Below are 16966 nucleotides of genomic sequence, written 5' to 3'. Positions count from 1 at the left end.
GGGTACATCAAGGATCTGAGGCAAAAAATCACATGACAGCATTATGGTTGATAGTGCTCTGCGGAGTGCTTTCCGTCGTCTACGCGATCTGGGCGACGTCTTCGGTGTTGGGCGCGGATGCGGGGTCACCGCGCATGCAGGAGATCGCGGGAGCGGTGCGCGAAGGCGCACAGGCCTACCTGCGGCGCCAGTACACCACGATCGGTCTCGTCGGCATCGTCATCTTCGTGCTGCTTGCCTATTTCCTCGGAGTCTATGTCGCGATTGGTTTCGCCATCGGCGCCGTCCTGTCGGGGGCGGCCGGCTTCATCGGCATGAACGTCTCGGTCCGCGCCAATGTGCGCACCGCCCAGGCCGCGACGATGTCTCTGGCCGGCGGCCTCGAGCTCGCCTTCAAGGCGGGTGCGATCACTGGTCTCCTGGTGGCAGGTCTCGCGCTGCTCGGCGTGACCCTCTATTTCGGCTTCCTGGTCCATTCGCTGAAGCTCGCGCCCGATAGCCGCACCGTGGTTGACGCCATGGTGGCGCTGGGCTTCGGCGCCTCTCTGATCTCGATCTTCGCGCGTCTCGGTGGCGGCATCTTCACCAAGGGTGCGGACGTCGGCGGCGACCTCGTCGGCAAGGTCGAGGCGGGCATCCCGGAGGACGATCCGCGCAACCCGGCGACAATCGCCGATAACGTCGGCGATAACGTCGGTGACTGCGCCGGCATGGCAGCCGACCTGTTTGAGACCTATGCGGTGACCGCGGTCGCCACCATGGTGCTGGCGGCGATCTTCTTCGCCAAGACACCGATCCTCGCCAACATGATGACGCTGCCGCTCGCGATCGGCGGCATTTGCATCATCACCTCGATCATCGGCACCTTCTTCGTGAAGCTCGGGCCGAGCCAGTCGATCATGGGCGCGCTCTACAAGGGCCTGATCGCTACTGGCATCCTGTCGTTGATCGGCATCGCGCTGGTGATCTACTACCTGATCGGCTTCGGCAAGCTCGAGGGTGTCGAGTACACCGGCATGGCGCTGTTCGAGTGCGGCGTCGTCGGCCTCGTCGTCACCGCGCTGATCATCTGGATCACCGAATACTACACCGGCACCGACTATCGCCCGGTGAAGTCGATCGCCAAGGCCTCGGTGACCGGTCACGGCACCAACGTGATCCAGGGCCTTGCGGTCTCGATGGAGGCGACCGCACTGCCCGCGATTGTCATCATCGCCGGCATCCTGGTCACCTACAGCCTTGCCGGCCTGTTCGGCATCGCGATCGCGACCGCCACCATGTTGGCGCTGGCCGGGATGATCGTCGCGCTCGACGCCTTCGGTCCCGTCACCGACAATGCCGGCGGCATCGCCGAGATGGCGGGCCTGCCGAAGGAGGTGCGCAAGTCAACCGACGCGCTCGATGCGGTCGGCAACACCACCAAGGCGGTGACCAAGGGCTACGCGATCGGCTCCGCCGGTCTCGGCGCCCTGGTGCTGTTCGCAGCCTACAACCAGGACCTCAAGTTCTTCGTCGCGGGGTCCGCACAGCACGCCTACTTCGCCGGCGTCAATCCGGACTTCTCGCTCAACAATCCCTACGTCGTGGTGGGCCTGCTGTTCGGCGGCCTGCTGCCGTATCTCTTCGGCGCACTGGGCATGACCGCGGTCGGCCGTGCGGCCAGCGCGATCGTGGAGGAAGTGCGACGTCAGTTCCGCGAGAAGCCCGGCATCATGCAGGGCACTGACAAGCCGGACTACGGCAAGGCGGTCGACCTGCTCACCAAGGCGGCGATCAAGGAGATGGTCATCCCCTCGCTGCTGCCGGTGCTGTCGCCGATCGTCGTCTACTTCGTGATCTACGCAATTGCGGGCGGGGGGGCGGCCGGCAAGTCGGCCGCGTTCTCGGCGGTGGGCGCGATGCTGCTGGGCGTGATCGTGACGGGTCTGTTCGTCGCCATCTCGATGACCTCGGGCGGCGGCGCTTGGGACAACGCCAAGAAGTACATCGAGGACGGCCATTTCGGCGGCAAGGGCTCTGACGCCCACAAGTCCGCGGTGACCGGCGACACCGTCGGCGATCCCTACAAGGATACGGCCGGCCCGGCGGTGAACCCGATGATCAAGATCACCAACATCGTGGCGCTGTTGCTGCTCGCGATCCTGGCGCACTGATCGGCGTCTTCGGTTCAAGACAAAACCCCGCGGCGCGAGCCGCGGGTTTTTTGTTTCTGTCTTGAGCCAACGATTCCGATGATTGCTTCCTCATCCTGAGGAGCGCGGAACGCGCGTCTCGAAGGATGAAGGCCCCGCTGGTGGCCCTCGTGCTTCGAGACGGCCGCTGCGCGGCCTCCCCAGCATGAGGGAGATAGACCGGCGCGGTTCGCCTACTGCACGTCCATCTGCAGGCCTTCCTTCTGGATGATGCCCGCGAACTTCTTCGTCTCGGCGTCCACAAAGCCGGCAAACTGCTGCGGGCTGCCGTAGTCAGCACGGGCGCCCATGGCGGCGATCTGCTTCTTGATCTCGTCGCGATCCAGCATCGCCTTGACCTGGAGGTTGAGCGCCTCGAGCACAGGGGCGGGGACGCCCTTCGGCAGGAACACCGCGAACCAGGACGACACGTCGAAATTGGCCAGCTCCGGCGCGCTCTCGCGCATGGTCGGCAGGTTCGGCGCGAGGTCGCTGCGCTCGGTCGTGGTGACGCAGAGCCCGTTGAGCGCGCCGTTCTGCACCTGCGGCAGGCTAGGATAGAGGTTATCGAACAGGATCTGGATGTCGCCGGCAAGGGCGGCCTGCAGCGCGGGGCCGGCGCCGCGGAACGGGATGTGCATCATCTTCAGTCCCGTGAGCTGCAGGAACCAGGCGCCGGTGAGATGCGGGCTCTGGCCGACGCCGGAGGAGGCGTAGCTGAGCTTGTCCGGATTGGCCTTGAGATAGGCGATCAGCTCGGCGACCGACTTGATGCCGGTCTTCGGATGCGCCGACACGATGTTCGGGATCCGGATCATGTTGGAGACCGGCTGGAGCTGGTCCGGCTTATACGAGAGATTCTTGAAGATGCTGTAGGCGATCGCGTTCGGCCCCGGATTGCCGATCAGGATGGTGTGGCCGTCCGGCTTGGCGCGGACCACTTCCGCCGTACCGATCGTGCCACCGCCGCCGGAGCGATTTTCCACGAAGGCCGACTGGCCCCAGGCGGTTTGCAAATGAGCGGCGAGCAGCCGGCCCATGACGTCGGTCGATCCGCCGGCCGCGGCCGGCACGATGAGGCGGACATTCTCGGTCGGCTTCCAGTCCGCAAGGCTCGATCGCGGCAGGATGGCTGCGGCCGAAAGACCGGCAGCACCGGCGAGCACGCGACGGCGGGACAACAACAATTTGGGCACGAATCCACTCCCTGCTTCTTGTTTTGCAGGGAGCCTAGGGAACGCGGCGCACATCGGCAAGCCGCGCGCGACGGCATGTGCCGCGCCGAGGGCGGCAGGACGCCGCAGGCCAAAACCTGAGCTCGAGGCCTCAGTTGAAGCTGAGCAGCTTGAACAGCGGCGTGAGGTAGCTCATCTCCTGGCCCGAGGTCGGCGTGGTGCGGCTGACGAAGTCGAAGATCTTGCCGTCCTGGAGGCCATAGTTCGCAAGGCGGCGCACGCGCCGGTTCTTGTCGAAATAGATCGCGATCACGCGCTGGTCGACAACCTTCTGGTTCATGAAGGCGACCGGGCGTTCGGAGCGCTGGGAGATGTAGTAGAAGACCTCACCGTCGAGGGTGGCGACCGTCGAGGGTGTGCCCATCACGATCAGCACCTGGTCCTGGCTCGCGCCGATCGGAATCTGCTCGAGCGCGCCTGGCGGCAGGATGTAGCCCTTCTGGAATTGCTCGCCGGTGCAGCCCGCAAGCGCCGCGCCGACGAGGGCGGCGGCCGCAAACAGGCGCAACGCGCGCCAGCGCGCATGAAGACCGCGCGGCTCACTTGCGCGCAGGCGGGTCTGATTCATTGTCGTCATCGTGGAACTGATTCCGTCCCCTTGCGTCGCGCGAGGCGCTGAAGTACCGGGCGGAGGCTGCGATTGCAACACGCGCACGCCCCCTTGCGGAGCCCACAATGGTTTGGCCGTTCAATCACTTCAGGAAACCCCGGCTAGCCCCGCGCGGCACCATTGAAGCCATCTATGGCATGATCGTGACGCAGGCGCGAGAACCCATATTTTACCGGGAGTTGGGCGTCCCGGATACGGTTAATGGCCGATTCGACCTGTTGCTGCTGCATTTGTGCTTGTTGTTGCGGCGCCTGCGGGCGGCCCGGGACGGTGCGGCGCTGTCTCAGGCGCTGTTCGACCGCTTCTGCGAGGACATGGACGACAATCTGCGCGAGATGGGCGTCGGCGACCAGACCGTCCCGAAGCGGATGCGCGCCTTCGGCGAGGCCTTTTATGGCCGCGCACAGGCCTATGACCGGGCGATGGATGAGGGCGGCGAAGCGCTGGCATCGGCGATTTCAAAGAATATCTTGAATGGCACCGGGATGGAGCAGGCGCGCCAGCTTGCCGCTTATGCCCAGGCGACCGAGGCTGATCTCGGCCGGGCCGACGAGTCGGCGCTGCTGCTCGCGTCATTCGAATTTCCACCACCGCTTCGGGAGGGTGCGACACCATGAGCCGACCGAACGCCGGACCCGAGCCCGACCCTTGGCGCGTGCCCGTCATCGTCGCGCAAATCCCCGATGTGGGTCTGCACCGCGAGCTGGAGGCATCAGTCGCGCAGCGGCAGGCCTTGGCCGATACTGCCGGCCTGCGCGAGATCCTGTCCGCCCATGCCGCCTTCGACCTGACGCCGAAGAGCGGCGGCCGGGTCCACGTTACCGGCCAGGTCCGCGCCCGGATCGGCCAGACCTGTGTGGTGACGCTCGACCCGATCGAGAATGATATCGACGAGGAGATCGACCTGATGTTCGCGCCCGAGGCCGAGGCGCGGCGGCTGGCCGACCTGATCGAGGAGGGGCAGGACACCGAGGAGCCCCCTGAGGTCGCCGACCCGCCGGAAGCGATTGTGGGCGGGATCATCGACCTCGGCCGGCTTGCCACCGACGCGCTATTCCTCGCGATCGATCCCTATCCCCGCAAGCCGGGCGCCGTGTTCGAGACCGATGTCACCGGCCCCGATCCGGAGGATCATCCGTTTGCCGCGCTTAAGGCGCTGCAGGAGGGGAAAAAAGGCCAATAGGCGCGCCCGCCGGGCCGCGTGGCCTTGCGATCCGGCGTGAGGCGATTGGGGCGATGCGTTGAGAGGTCGGCGTAGCTATATGATTTCCATGCATTTTCTGGGAATTTTCGCCTCCGTGACCAGATCGCCCGAGATTCAAAAGACTGGGGGCAAGAGGTTGTTTCAGGATGACAAAACGCTATTGTCGCGGCCGGGTCCGGGTGCGGCGTGGCGCTTGACCAATCGTCATATTCGTGGCGAACCCATTATGCGGCCCCGCTAGTTTACGACCGCACGAGACCAGGTTTCCGGGACGTTTATGCCAAGCAAGGTTCGCATTGCGCTTGACGCCATGGGGGGCGATGTCGGCGCCCCCGTGGTCATTCCCGGTGCCGCCATCTCGCTCGCCAGGCACCGCAACACCGAATTCCTGCTGGTCGGGGACCGCGCCAAAATCGAGCCCGAACTCGACAGGCATCCGGAGCTCAAGGCCGCCTCGCGGATCATCCATACCGACGTTGCCGTCAGCATGGAGGACAAGCCGAGCCAGGCGCTGCGGCGCGGCCGCAGGAACTCCTCGATGTGGCTCGCCATCGACGCGGTGAAGAAAGGCGAGGCGGATGCCGCGATTTCGGCCGGCAATACCGGCGCGCTGATGGCGATGTCGCGCTTCAACCTACGCACGTTGCCCGGCATCGACCGTCCGGCGCTCGCCTCGCCCTGGCCGACCATGCGTGGCCATTCCGTGGTGCTCGATCTCGGCGCCACCATCGGCGGCGATGCCGACCACCTGGTGGCGCTCGCGGTGATGGGCGCGACGATGGCGAGCGTGCTGTTCGACAAGAAGCGACCCACGGTCGGCCTGCTCAATATCGGGGTCGAAGAGATCAAGGGCCACGAAGAGATCCGCGAGGCGGGGGAAAGGCTGCGCACGCTCAACCTTCCCCAGCTCGACTATATCGGCTTCGTCGAGGGCGACGGCATCGGTAAGGGCTTAGCTGATGTGATCGTCGCCGAGGGTTTCAGCGGCAATATCGCGCTCAAGGCCGCCGAGGGCACCGCGCGGCAGATAGCGGAAATTCTCCGCAACGAGATCCAGCGGACCTGGATGTCCAAGCTCGGTTATCTCTTCGCGCGGAGCGCCTTCCGAACCCTTCGCGACAAGATGGACCCGAACAAGTCCAACGGCGGCGTGTTCCTCGGATTGAACGGCGTCGTGGTTAAGAGCCACGGTGGAATCAACGCCGAAGGCTTTGCCTATGCGATCGAGGTTGGCTATGAGATGGTCCAATACGATCTCCTGAACAAGATCAATCAGATGCTCAACCGCGACGGGGGCGCGCTTAAGTCCGTGCCGACCGCGCAGGAGGCTGTTTCGTGACTCAAATTCGTTCGGTCGTGCTGGGCTGCGGCGCCTATCTGCCGGAGCAGGTCGTGACCAATGCGCAACTCGCCCAGCGCATCGACACGTCCGACGAGTGGATCGTGCAGCGCACCGGCATTCGCGAGCGGCACATCGCCGCCGACGGCGAATTCACCTCGCATCTCGCGATCAAGGCGGCACAGGCCGCGCTCGCTGACGCGGGCGTGGACGCGCAGTCGATCGAGCTGATCGTGCTGGCGACCTCGACGCCCGACAACACGTTCCCGGCCACCGCGGTCGCCGTGCAGCAGGGGCTCGGCATCAACCATGGCGCGGCCTTCGACCTCCAGGCGGTCTGCTCCGGCTTCGTATTTGCGCTCGCCACTGCCGACAATTTCCTGCGCACCGGCGCCTACAAGCGCGCGCTTGTCATCGGCGCGGAGACCTTCTCGCGCATCCTCGACTGGAATGACCGCGGCACCTGCGTGCTGTTCGGCGACGGCGCCGGCGCGGTCGTGCTGGAGGCGCAGGAGCAGCCGGGCAAGGCCGCGACCGACCGCGGCGTGCTGACCACGCATCTGCGCTCCGACGGCCGCCACAAGGCCAAGCTGTTCGTCGATGGCGGCCCGTCCTCGACCCAGACCGTCGGTCATCTGCGCATGGAGGGCCGCGAGGTCTTCAAGCACGCGGTCGGTATGATCACCGACGTGATCGTCGATGCGTTCGAGGCCACCGGCCTCAATGCCGAAGACATCACCTGGTTCGTGCCGCACCAAGCCAACAAGCGCATCATCGACGCCTCGGCGCACAAGCTTCATATCGCACCGCAGAAGGTGGTTCTGACGGTGGACCGCCACGGCAACACCTCGGCGGCCTCGATTCCGCTGGCCCTGTCGGTGGCGCGCAAGGACGGCCGCATTAAGCGCGGCGATCTGGTTCTGCTCGAAGCGATGGGCGGCGGCTTCACCTGGGGCTCTGCGCTGGTGCGCTGGTAGCCACAGTCGATAAAATTTTGCCCGAATCATCTCCGATTGTCGATGCGTCTGCATGGATGAGCGGTGTTGACCGCCGTCCCGTAACCTCCTAATTTTAGACAACAATTGTTCGCCGTGATGTGGGGCAGGGCGATGACCGAGACTAGTAAAACCGTAACGCGTGTTGACCTCTGCGAAGCCGTCTACCAAAAGGTCGGCTTATCGCGCACTGAGTCGTCTGCGTTTGTGGAACTCGTGCTGAAGGAGATCACCGACTGCCTGGAGCGGGGCGAGACGGTGAAACTGTCCTCGTTCGGCTCATTCATGGTGCGCAAGAAGGGCCAGCGTATCGGCCGCAATCCGAAGACCGGCACCGAGGTGCCGATCTCGCCGCGCCGGGTGATGGTGTTCAAGCCGTCTGCGATCCTCAAGCAGCGGATCAACGCCCAGCACCGTGGCAACGGCGATGGCACAAAGGCTCAACCGGAGGCGTAATCGCCCGCGCAAAGGATTTTGCATTTGGACAAAGCGCCGGATGCGTTCCGCACCATCAGCGAAGTAGCCCAGGAACTCGACATTCCGCAGCACGTGCTGCGCTTCTGGGAGACGCGCTTCTCGCAGATCAAGCCGATGAAGCGCAGCGGCGGCCGCCGCTACTACCGCCCCGACGACGTCGACCTGCTCAAAGGCATCCGCCGGCTCCTCTACGGGGAGGGCTACACCATCCGCGGGGTGCAGCGGATATTGAAAGAACATGGCGTCAAGTCGGTGCAGGGCCTCGCCGACAGCGCGGCCGCGGTGTCGTTCGGGGCGATTGAGGACGCCATCGGCCAGAGCCTGATGGAGACCGATGACGAGGCGCCCATCCGCGGCGTCACTGACGCCGACGACGACGACTACCAGGGCGAGGAGGAGGAAGGCATCGATTTCCGCTTCGCGGAGATCGATGACGAAGAAATCCTCACCACCTTCCGCAAGGGCGGCACCGAGCGCGCCGGTCCCAGCGCCGCGGACCGGGAGCGGTTGGAACGGGTGCTCACCGACCTCGTCGCCTGCCGGGAATTGCTCGACCAGGCGCTAAAGGACGGCTGAGCGGCGGTCCGTCGTCTTTGTCGCTATCCCGGAGATCAGTTCCGGGGACGCGAAGCGGGCAGCAAAATGGTGCGGCTCGCCTTGCGCAAAGCGGCGATCCTAGCTAATGGAACGACATTCGGAGCGTGGCGCAGCCCGGTTAGCGCACTAGTCTGGGAGACTAGGGGTCGGAGGTTCAAATCCTCTCGCTCCGACCAACTTTTCCAATTTCTTTCAATGTCGTTTTGAGAAGGTCGGTCCGCGTAGGGCCGGCCGGCCGCACGCGCCTGAGAGCCCTCTGCGGGCTCAGCATTCGTCGTCTGGCTGCGCGTTTGGTCTGCCTGCCTGCTCGCATATCTCGCAATCATCTCACGAACTTCGCAGGACTGATTTTGGAGCGCTGCGTGTCGCGCGGACGGCCCGTTCGATATCCACTTCTGTGACGAAGTAAGCGAACCAGTGCCGCTGGACTTTTTGTTCTTCTTATGTTCTCTTTATCGTTGGAGGTGACCCATGGACATTGAGAAGCAGCGTGAAGCGATCCGGCTTTGGAATCAGCTCAGGAAGGTCGAGGGACCGGTGGCGGAAGAACTTCGCATCCAGATCCTCGAGTGCTTTGCCGAGCGGGGCAATGCCAAGCGACCCAGAAGCTCTGCCGGGGCATCGACTGCTATTGCAAATACCCGACCACGAGCCGCGTCGTCTCATCGATTAGCGTCCTGACCATCTTGTCCGACAGTGTGTCGGCCTGATTCAGGACCGCGTTGTGCGCGACCGCTTCGATCGCGCTGACGCAGACGAAGGCTGCGAGGCCCGGATCGAGCTTGCGCAGCTCGCTGCGGCGGCTCTCGAGATAGGCGCGGACGAGGGAGAGGATCTCGCGGTTGAAGGCCTCGACATCCTTGAGCTGACCCGTACGCGGGATCTGCTCGGCGAGCACGCGATGCAGCTTTGGGTCGATCTGATGCGCCTCGATTGCGACCGCGACGAGCTTGCGCACGGCCTTCTCGATTGGCAGTACGGCGGCTTCTGCGAGCACGGCGCGGACGATTTGCATGATCTCCTGATTGTGGCGATCGATCACGGCGGCGACGAGCGCCTCCTTGCCCGGAAAATACTGGTAGAGTGAGCCGACGCTCACGCCCGCCAGCTCGGCGATCCGGTTGGTGCTGGCCTTCTCGAATCCTTCGCGGACCAGAATGCGAGCGGTTGCCTCGACCAGCGCGTCGACCGTGGCGCGCGACCGGCTTTGCGAGGCATTTTTCCGGGGTTTTGTGAGCGGCTTGCGCGCCATGTCATGCGGTCCGAATGCGAGTATGAAAAGCGAGTGAACGCTCGCATTATATGCGCGAGCGGCGACGGATGGATAGAACCGTCGTGCCGGCCGGCGCAGCAGGGCGAGGACATGAGCATGAGCGTTGCGAAGATGTTGTCGATAGGGCGGGTGCATGCGGGCAGCAACCTCGCGCGGGATTCGCTTTCGAACGATGCCAGGCCAAGCTTGCAGAGCAGGTGCTTCAACGTGCTGCTGCGGTGCCTGCCGTTCAAGAAGCAGCTCGCGTCGGCCGAGGCCGTGCAGGCGCATGTGCGAAAGCTGACCTTGCAGCCGGCATCGCATCAGCCGACCGGACTCGGCCGCGGCGTCGATGTGACCCTGACGAAGATGGGAGGATGGCCAGTCTACTACACGGCACCGTCCGCAGGCCACGAAGGCGGCAACCATGTCATGTTCCTGCATGGCGGCGGTTTCATCAACGAGATCGTTCCCGCGCATTGGCGCTTCGTCGGCGAGATGACGCGAAAGGCGCGCATCAGTTGCGTCGTGCCGATCTATCCGCTCGCGCCCGGCGTCACCGCGAAGGAGGTCGTGCCGGCGACGGCCGAGCTGCTGCGGATGCTGCTGGAAGATGCCGGATCCGCCAAGGTTACAGTGGTCGGCAATTCGGCTGGCGCGGGATTGGCGCTCGCGGCGTGCCAGTGGCTGCGCGATCGCGGTCACCGGCAGCCAAGTGGCTTGGTGCTGATCTCGCCGGCCGCGGATGCATCGATCAGCCGCCCGGAGCAGGTGGCGCTCGCGGCGCGCGATCCCATCCAGGACATTCCGGGCATCATCGAGGCGGCGCGCCTCTATGCCGGCGAGCTCGATGTCGGCCATCCCTTCGTCAGCCCGTTGAACGGCGCGTTCCGTTCGCTCGCGCCTTTGATCATCTTCTCCGGGACGCGTGATCTGTTCTATCCCGACAGCGTGGATCTCGCTGCAAGGGCAAGGGCGGCGGGCGTGGCGGTCGAGCTGCATCTCTTGCGTGACCAGCCGCACAATTTCGTGCTGATGCCGACGCCGGAAGGCCGACAGGCGCGCAACATCATCCTGCGCGCAGTGGCTTAAGCGCTGGCGCAATCGCTATCAGACCAAGAGCGGTTTGTCGGGGTGACATGGCGGCTTCTGCCGCGCGTCGGCGGCGGGGTGGGACTGCCTCTCTCGCTGTCCCCTTGATGGCCCCTTTGGGGCGTTTCCTCCGAACCCGGATTCTTGCGGGCCTGGCCTTACGCGTGGCCCTTGATCTCGTAGTGGCCGGGCACGCATTTGTAGCGCTCGATGCGCCAGTTGACGTGATAGATCGGATGCTCGCCCATCCATTTCGCAAGGCCTGCCTGTGCGCCGATCGCGCACTGCATCATCGAAATCTCGGGCGTCATGTTGCTATCAGTCACGATTTCCTCGACGCAGCTACCTGAGGCAGCCCCGCCAAGTCGGCAGAGTACGGCTACGACGGTCACAAACATGCATGTCACCTCTTTGGTTGTTTCTGGCCACGAGGAGGATGCAAGCGGAGTGCCACAGCCTGTGTCTGCAGCGACACGCCGGACAGGCGGACATGAGCCAGCTTCCGAATCTCATTTGACGATTCGGATTGTAAAAAAATGCCCCTCGAGCCGAAGCCGGACAAATACGGGGAACCAACAGGAATGAGTGATCGTAAGGGCTGGGTCGCGGCAACAGCGCTTCTTGCAAGCCCGGCAAACGTTAGGCTCGGATACCCGCCAAAAGAGTGGGGCCGCCACGAATGATCAGGAAACGCGTGCCGTGGTCGTACGTTTCGCCGGCGCTGCTCACGCGGATCATGACCAAGGTGCCGCTGGTCGTCGGCGTCAAGCAGAGCGCGAGTGATCTCAGCCACATTGCGGCGGCCGAATAGTCCGCCCGTCGAAATAACCGACGTTCCGATGCAGCGCCCATCCGCTTTTACCTGCGGATGCGGCGCTGCTACATTTTGCGCCTGGTCCGGCACGGCCGGTGCCGACGAACGAGGGTGAAGAAACAAGCCGATAAGGGAGGGGCAGACGTCCCATGAAGGATTTTGCAGGAAAGATCGCCGTCATCACCGGAGGCGGGACAGGGATGGGACGAGAGCTCGCGCGCCAGCTCGTCGCCGAAGGCTGCAACGTCGCGATGTGCGACGTCTCGGAAGCCGCGATGGCCGAGACCAAGCGGCTGTGCGAGGTCGAGAAGCTGCCGCAGGGTCTGCGCATCACCACGCATGTCGCCGACGTCTCGATCGAGGATCATCTGAAGCGCTTTCGCGACGAGCTCGCCGAGCAGCAGATGACCGACAAGATCCATCTCCTGTTCAATAATGCCGGCATCGGCGGTGGCGGCAGCATGTTCACCAACACGCGCGAGCAGTGGGAGCGCACCTTCAACATCTGCTGGGGCGGCGTCTATCTGGGGGTGCGAACCTTCCTGCCGATGCTGGTCAAGGCCGACGAAGCCCACATCGTCAACACTGCCAGCGTCAACGGCTTCTGGGCCTCGATCGGCATGAACCAGGCACACACCGCCTACAGCTCGGCGAAGTTCGCTGTGAAGGGGTTTACCGAAGCGCTGATCAACGATCTCCGCCTGCACGCCCCGCATGTCAAATGCTCTGTGGTGATGCCGGGCCACGTCGGCACCTCGATCGTGTCGAACTCGCGCAAGGTGCAGAGCGGCGACGGCTCCGACCGCCTCAATCCCGACGAGGTCGCGCTGACGCGCACGCGCATGGTCGCCGCCGGCGTGCCAGATGCTGACAAAATGTCGGATGAGGATATCCAGGCGACGTTCGCTGAGCGAGCCCGCAGCTTCCTCGAGGACGCGCCGACGACCGCAGCGCAGGCGGCGCGAATCATTCTCGACGGCGTGAAGGCAGAGAGGTGGCGCATCCTGGTCGGCGAGGACGCAAAGCGTCTCGACGAACGCGTGCGCGCCACGCCCGAACAAGCCTATGACCGCACCTTCTACGAAAGCTTCACGCAGGAGGTCGGCTGGCGGCTTGGCTGAGACCGCCGCGCGAGCGCAAGCGATATAGGTATGATGTCCATCATGGCAAGAGGCGCGCCTGTGAATATCCTTGCTGAACATCGCGCGCGATCGCCTTCGTATGAAGAAACGGCATGTCACGCATGCGACATGATCGGTGCGTTCAAGCGATGGTGATCTCAAACGGGCTTCTGTTGAACCGCGCCAGCTTGGTCGGCGAACTAAAATAGTTTAGTCAATCAATCGCAATACCAGCGACGAAGCGCTCCCGATGATACCCGCATGCCTCTCCGATGACTGGACCCTGTGGCCGGAGAGGGAGGACCTTTCCGCCGAATTCACACGCCTGCTCACGGCAGCCCAGGAAGGCGGCGCCACCATCGCGGAATGCCTGCTGATCGCACGCCGCTTGCGGCGGGGCGATGAAGTGTCCTGGCATCGGGAATGGAAGAAGCTCGCGCGGGTCAATCGCCAGCGCGCCGAGGCGGCGTTCGCCGAAGGCCACAGAGCGAGCGCGCAGCGCAACTGGCTGCGGGCGATCAACTACTACAGCGCCTCGGCCATGCCGCTCGATCCGGCCGACGATCGTCGCTGGGTCGCCGTGCTCGCGATGCAGGAATGCGCGCGCAGCTACCTCGCCGCGCGCGATCCAGCCGGCGAGGTCGTCACGCTGCCTTGGGCGGACGGTCATTCATTGCAGGGTTACTTCGTGCCGGCGCCTTCGGCGACGGGGCCGACGCCGACCGTGATCTGCATCGGTGAGCCCGGCCATCGGAAGGAAGAGTTCCTGTTCAAGCTTGCGCCGCATGCGCGCGAGCGCGGATTGTCGCTGCTTGCGATCGATCTGTTCGGCGAGCAGCGCGACGATTATCTCGACGAGTTGCTGCGGCGCCGCGACCTCGAGAGCTCGATCGCCAGCGTCATGGACTATCTGGGAACGCGCAACGACGTCGATTTCGGCCGTGTCGCGATTGTCGCTGACGGTTGGGGTTCGTCCTTCGTGGCGCGCGCGGTCCTGCAGGAGCCACGGCTTGCCGCCGCCGTCTGCGATGGCGGTCTGTGGGACCTCCACGAGCGCGCGTTCCTGGCGAGCCGCTTCGCGATGAACGACGTGAGCATCGTCCCGGTGCCGCATTCGCCGCTGATGGCCAGCAGCCTCGATTGTCCGGTGCTGATCACCATCGGCGACGAGGGCTGGCTGAAGCCGGAGCGGGCGCGACAAATTGTCCGGCAATCCCGGCCGGGCTCGCAGGACATCATGCTGAAGGTATTTTCGTCGGAGGAGACCGGCGCGGCGCAGGCACACGCCGACAATCCGACGCTCGCCAACGAGTTCATCTTCGACTGGCTCGAATCGCGGCTCGGGCTGGCCGGCCGGCGCATCTAAAGCGCTAGCGGCAGCGTCAGAGGTCGTGGGAGATCCGGACGCAGGCCTTTTCGAGGCGCATCTTCAATGTCGCGAGCCTTGCGGTGAATTCGGTCAGCTCGTGCTCGTCGAACTCCTGGAAGACGAATTCGCGGATCGTCTTGTATTGTTCGTTGAGGCTGGCGATGTGCTTCTGAGTCTTCTCGACCAGAGACAGTCGCACCACCCGGGCATCGGTCGGTGACGGCCGGCGGCGCAAGAGGCCCTTCTTTTCGAGCAGCTTGGACTGGGTGGTGACGAACGATGGATCGACGTGCAGTAGTTTCGAGACCACGTTGACGGGCACGCCGTCGTCCTTGTCGAGATCGGAGATGGCCATCAGAATCAGCCATTGTGGTCCGCTGATGCCGAGCGTCCTGGCCCAGAACTGCCGCAGCTCCTCGAGGTACATGTTGATCGAGGATATCTCCCAGGTGAAGCGCCTGATGATATCCAGATTTCCGATGGAGCGCAGGCGCGCTCCCTCCTTCCTCGTCGCGGACACAGCGTCACTCCCGTGATCTGATTCTTCTGGCCGGTGTCATCTGCCGCCATACTTCACGCAAGTCTGCCCTGACGCAAGTGCAGAGCAAAGTAATTGTGTCACGAAAATTACACAAGTGACCAGCTCAGCAGATTGACTCAAGCTGGGTGTTGCGCCGGGAACACAGGGGTAGTGAATCTGCAAAGATGATCTAATAAACTATTTTGATTAACGGAACGACGCAGGCATATTGATGGCCGACGGTGGGGGTTCTCAATCGTCCCGTTGCAGGTGGTTCGCTCAAGTCCCTCGCGTTCAAGCGGGTGTGTCCGAAGGCGCGAAGCGGCCGAGCGGTTTTTTGAGGCGGGGATCTGGGGGGCCTGACGGTCCGTCTCCGCAAAATGAGCAACTTGGAGGTTTAAATGAGAGTGGTGAAGAGCCTTTTGCTCGGCACTGCGGCGGGTCTGATCGCCGTCGGCGGAGCTCAGGCGGCCGATCTTCCGGTCAAGGCCAAGGCGGTCGAATACGTGAAGGTCTGCTCGCTGTACGGCGCGGGCTTCTACTACATCCCGGGCAGCGACACCTGCGTGAAGCTGGGCGGCTATCTGCGTGCGGAAGTCGCGCTCAATGCGGGCGGCAACTACAGCGCACAGTACAACAACGTCTTCGCGGCGAACAACCGCCTGACGAACTACTACTCGATGCGTGCTCGTGAAGATCTGAACATCGATACGCGCACCGCGACCGAATATGGCGTGGTCCGCACCTATTTCGATGCGGTCTTCACCTGGACGACCGGCAACTATGTCGGCACCGGCAGCGCAACGGGCGCAACCCAGTATAGCGGAACGCTCGGTCTCAATGCCGCCGGCACCGGCTTGGTCGGCTCGAGCAGTGGCGCCGTCAACGGCACCGACGGCAACCTCTCGGGCGGCGCGCTCGGCGTCTACTACGCCTTCATCCAGTTCGCCGGCTTCACGATGGGTAAGTCGGTGTCGCAGTTCGACGCGCCCTGGATCAACTATCCCGGCAACAACTTCGACCAGCTCGTCGGCGGCAGCGGCACGACCAACGGTGTGAACCAGTTCACCTACACGGCCGATTTCGGCCAGGGCATCACGGGCGCGATCTCGGTGCAGGACCAGACCCAGGTCTTCCAGACCGCGATCTGGAACACCGCCGGCATGACGACCTCGGGCGTCCTCGGCGGCGCTTACGGCTCCAACAATCTCGGCGGCAGCAGGTCGCCCGACATCGTCGGCATGATCCGTGTCGACCAGGCCTGGGGCCTGTTCCAGGCGTCGGTCGCGGCGCACGACAACCACGCCGCTTACTATGGCGCGACCGAGGCGACGGGCCATCCGGAGGACAAGTGGGGCTGGGCCGTTCAGCTCGCTTTGTCGATCAAGAACATCCCAACCGGCGCAGGCGACGTGATCAACGTGTCGGGCGTCTACACCGAGGGTGCGAGCCGCTACAACTTCCAGGAGCTGGCGGCGACCAGCTACTCGATGTTCGGCAGCTCCAGCAACGCGTATCAGAGCATCGGCTTCGCCGGCGTGTCGGATGCGGTGTTCGGTCCGGGCGGCAACCTCGAGCTGACGAAGACCTACGGCTTCCGTGGTGCCTACACCCACAACTGGAATCCGTACTGGAACACGGCGCTGTACGGTGCATGGGCCGCTGTCAACTACAACGGCACGGCGAAAGGCCTGATCTGCGGCAGCGCCGCGTTCGCCACGCTGACCGGCACCTGCAACCCGGACTTCAACATCGGCCAGGTGGGTGTCATCACCCGCTGGACGCCGGTGAAGGGTCTGACCTTCTCGGCTGACTTCACTTACAGCCATCTCGACCAGAAGTACTCGGGCGTGATCACGGCGCCGGCGCAGACGGCTGTCGCCAAGCCGGCGGCCGCGTACGAGCTGAAGGATCAGGACACCTACAGCCTCCTGCTGCGCGCCCAGCGCAACTGGTAAGTTCGGGTCCGCGGATCTGACGAAGCCTCGGCGGGAAACCGCCGGGGCTTTCCTTCAAGAAGGCGAGAGGCTTCCGGAAAATCGGAAAGCCTCTCACGCAAGCGACGAAGACGAGCTATGCGATTCGACCGTCGTCAAACTTATTTACTTACCTGAGTTACTAAGCTATAAAGCCGTTAGCCGATTACGAAAGTCACGGCTCTTAGCTTCAT

Annotated in this window: 16 protein-coding genes, 1 tRNA gene and 1 pseudogene; 13 read left to right on the top strand and 5 right to left on the bottom strand. The window is 63.8% G+C overall.

Annotation, left to right across the window (positions count from 1 at the left end; genetic code table 11):
* Window positions 1–32: 32 nt before the first annotated feature.
* Window positions 33–2153 (top strand): sodium-translocating pyrophosphatase, encoded by a 2121-nt coding sequence (locus tag MTR72_RS22725; protein ID WP_341511037.1) that lies wholly within the window; start codon window positions 33–35, stop codon window positions 2151–2153.
* Window positions 2154–2365: 212 nt separating this feature from the next.
* Here MTR72_RS22725 and MTR72_RS22720 read toward each other — a convergent pair whose 3' ends face one another.
* Together MTR72_RS22720 and MTR72_RS22715 are read right to left on the bottom strand one after the other, a co-directional pair.
* Entirely contained in the window at window positions 2366–3367 is a 1002-nt protein-coding gene (locus MTR72_RS22720) for a Bug family tripartite tricarboxylate transporter substrate binding protein (RefSeq protein ID WP_341511036.1), read from the bottom strand.
* A gap of 130 nt (window positions 3368–3497) precedes the next feature.
* Entirely contained in the window at window positions 3498–3983 is a 486-nt protein-coding gene (locus MTR72_RS22715; RefSeq protein WP_341511035.1) for an outer membrane protein assembly factor BamE, read from the bottom strand.
* Between the two features lie 98 nt (window positions 3984–4081).
* Between MTR72_RS22715 and MTR72_RS22710 the strand changes: the two genes are divergently transcribed.
* The 7 genes from MTR72_RS22710 (at window position 4082) to MTR72_RS22680 (ending at window position 8804) form a co-directional block, all read left to right on the top strand.
* Window positions 4082–4633 carry a ubiquinol-cytochrome C chaperone family protein gene (locus MTR72_RS22710; protein ID WP_280970577.1) on the top strand — a complete coding sequence of 184 codons (552 nt, stop codon included), beginning with the start codon at window positions 4082–4084 and terminating at the stop codon, window positions 4631–4633.
* Complete coding sequence (locus MTR72_RS22705) at window positions 4630–5199, top strand: YceD family protein (RefSeq protein ID WP_280970578.1); 570 nt, start codon at window positions 4630–4632, stop codon at window positions 5197–5199. Before MTR72_RS22710 ends, MTR72_RS22705 begins: the two co-directional genes overlap by 4 nt.
* Window positions 5200–5497: 298 nt before the next feature.
* Window positions 5498–6559, top strand: a complete 1062-nt coding sequence (gene plsX / locus MTR72_RS22700) for a phosphate acyltransferase PlsX (RefSeq protein WP_280970579.1) — start codon at window positions 5498–5500, stop codon at window positions 6557–6559.
* The gene (locus MTR72_RS22695) at window positions 6556–7536 is read left to right on the top strand and encodes a beta-ketoacyl-ACP synthase III (protein ID WP_280970580.1); all 981 of its coding nucleotides are present in this window, start codon (window positions 6556–6558) and stop codon (window positions 7534–7536) included. Before plsX ends, MTR72_RS22695 begins: the two co-directional genes overlap by 4 nt.
* A gap of 132 nt (window positions 7537–7668) precedes the next feature.
* Window positions 7669–8010 carry an integration host factor subunit alpha gene (locus MTR72_RS22690; protein WP_280970581.1) on the top strand — a complete coding sequence of 114 codons (342 nt, stop codon included), beginning with the start codon at window positions 7669–7671 and terminating at the stop codon, window positions 8008–8010.
* 24 nt (window positions 8011–8034) lie between these two features.
* Complete coding sequence (locus MTR72_RS22685) at window positions 8035–8607, top strand: MerR family transcriptional regulator (protein WP_280970582.1); 573 nt, start codon at window positions 8035–8037, stop codon at window positions 8605–8607.
* A 119-nt stretch (window positions 8608–8726) separates the two neighbouring features.
* Window positions 8727–8804, top strand: a tRNA-Pro gene (locus MTR72_RS22680).
* 452 nt (window positions 8805–9256) lie between these two features.
* Here MTR72_RS22680 and MTR72_RS22675 read toward each other — a convergent pair.
* Window positions 9257–9880, bottom strand: coding sequence for a TetR/AcrR family transcriptional regulator (locus MTR72_RS22675; protein ID WP_341511034.1), 624 nt, complete (start codon window positions 9878–9880; stop codon window positions 9257–9259).
* A 117-nt stretch (window positions 9881–9997) separates the two neighbouring features.
* On the opposite strand from MTR72_RS22675, the gene MTR72_RS22670 reads away from it, so the two are divergent.
* Window positions 9998–10972, top strand: coding sequence for an alpha/beta hydrolase fold domain-containing protein (locus MTR72_RS22670; protein WP_280970584.1), 975 nt, complete (start codon window positions 9998–10000; stop codon window positions 10970–10972).
* Window positions 10973–11130: 158 nt separating this feature from the next.
* On the opposite strand, the gene MTR72_RS22665 is transcribed toward MTR72_RS22670, so the two are convergent.
* Entirely contained in the window at window positions 11131–11298 is a 168-nt protein-coding gene (locus tag MTR72_RS22665; protein ID WP_279377372.1) for a hypothetical protein, read from the bottom strand.
* A 362-nt stretch (window positions 11299–11660) separates the two neighbouring features.
* Here MTR72_RS22665 and MTR72_RS22660 point away from each other — a divergent pair.
* The 3 genes and pseudogenes from MTR72_RS22660 to MTR72_RS22650 form a co-directional block, all read left to right on the top strand.
* Window positions 11661–11771, top strand: a pseudogene (locus MTR72_RS22660) (dihydrodipicolinate synthase family protein); the annotation flags it as partial.
* A 164-nt stretch (window positions 11772–11935) separates the two neighbouring features.
* Window positions 11936–12907 (top strand): SDR family NAD(P)-dependent oxidoreductase, encoded by a 972-nt coding sequence (locus MTR72_RS22655; RefSeq protein WP_280970586.1) that lies wholly within the window; start codon window positions 11936–11938, stop codon window positions 12905–12907.
* Between the two features lie 250 nt (window positions 12908–13157).
* Complete coding sequence (locus MTR72_RS22650) at window positions 13158–14273, top strand: alpha/beta hydrolase family protein (RefSeq protein ID WP_280970587.1); 1116 nt, start codon at window positions 13158–13160, stop codon at window positions 14271–14273.
* Window positions 14274–14289: 16 nt separating this feature from the next.
* On the opposite strand, the gene MTR72_RS22645 is transcribed toward MTR72_RS22650, so the two are convergent.
* Window positions 14290–14796, bottom strand: coding sequence for a MarR family winged helix-turn-helix transcriptional regulator (locus MTR72_RS22645; protein ID WP_279377375.1), 507 nt, complete (start codon window positions 14794–14796; stop codon window positions 14290–14292).
* A 401-nt stretch (window positions 14797–15197) separates the two neighbouring features.
* Between MTR72_RS22645 and MTR72_RS22640 the strand changes: the two genes are divergently transcribed.
* Window positions 15198–16754 carry a porin gene (locus MTR72_RS22640; RefSeq protein ID WP_280970588.1) on the top strand — a complete coding sequence of 519 codons (1557 nt, stop codon included), beginning with the start codon at window positions 15198–15200 and terminating at the stop codon, window positions 16752–16754.
* Window positions 16755–16966 lie beyond the last annotated feature (212 nt).

It is taken from the genome of Bradyrhizobium sp. ISRA442, assembly GCF_038085055.1.
Classification (GTDB): domain Bacteria; phylum Pseudomonadota; class Alphaproteobacteria; order Rhizobiales; family Xanthobacteraceae; genus Bradyrhizobium.
Note: the sequence above shows the minus strand (reverse complement) of the source record. Positions and strands in the feature narration are given on the sequence as shown.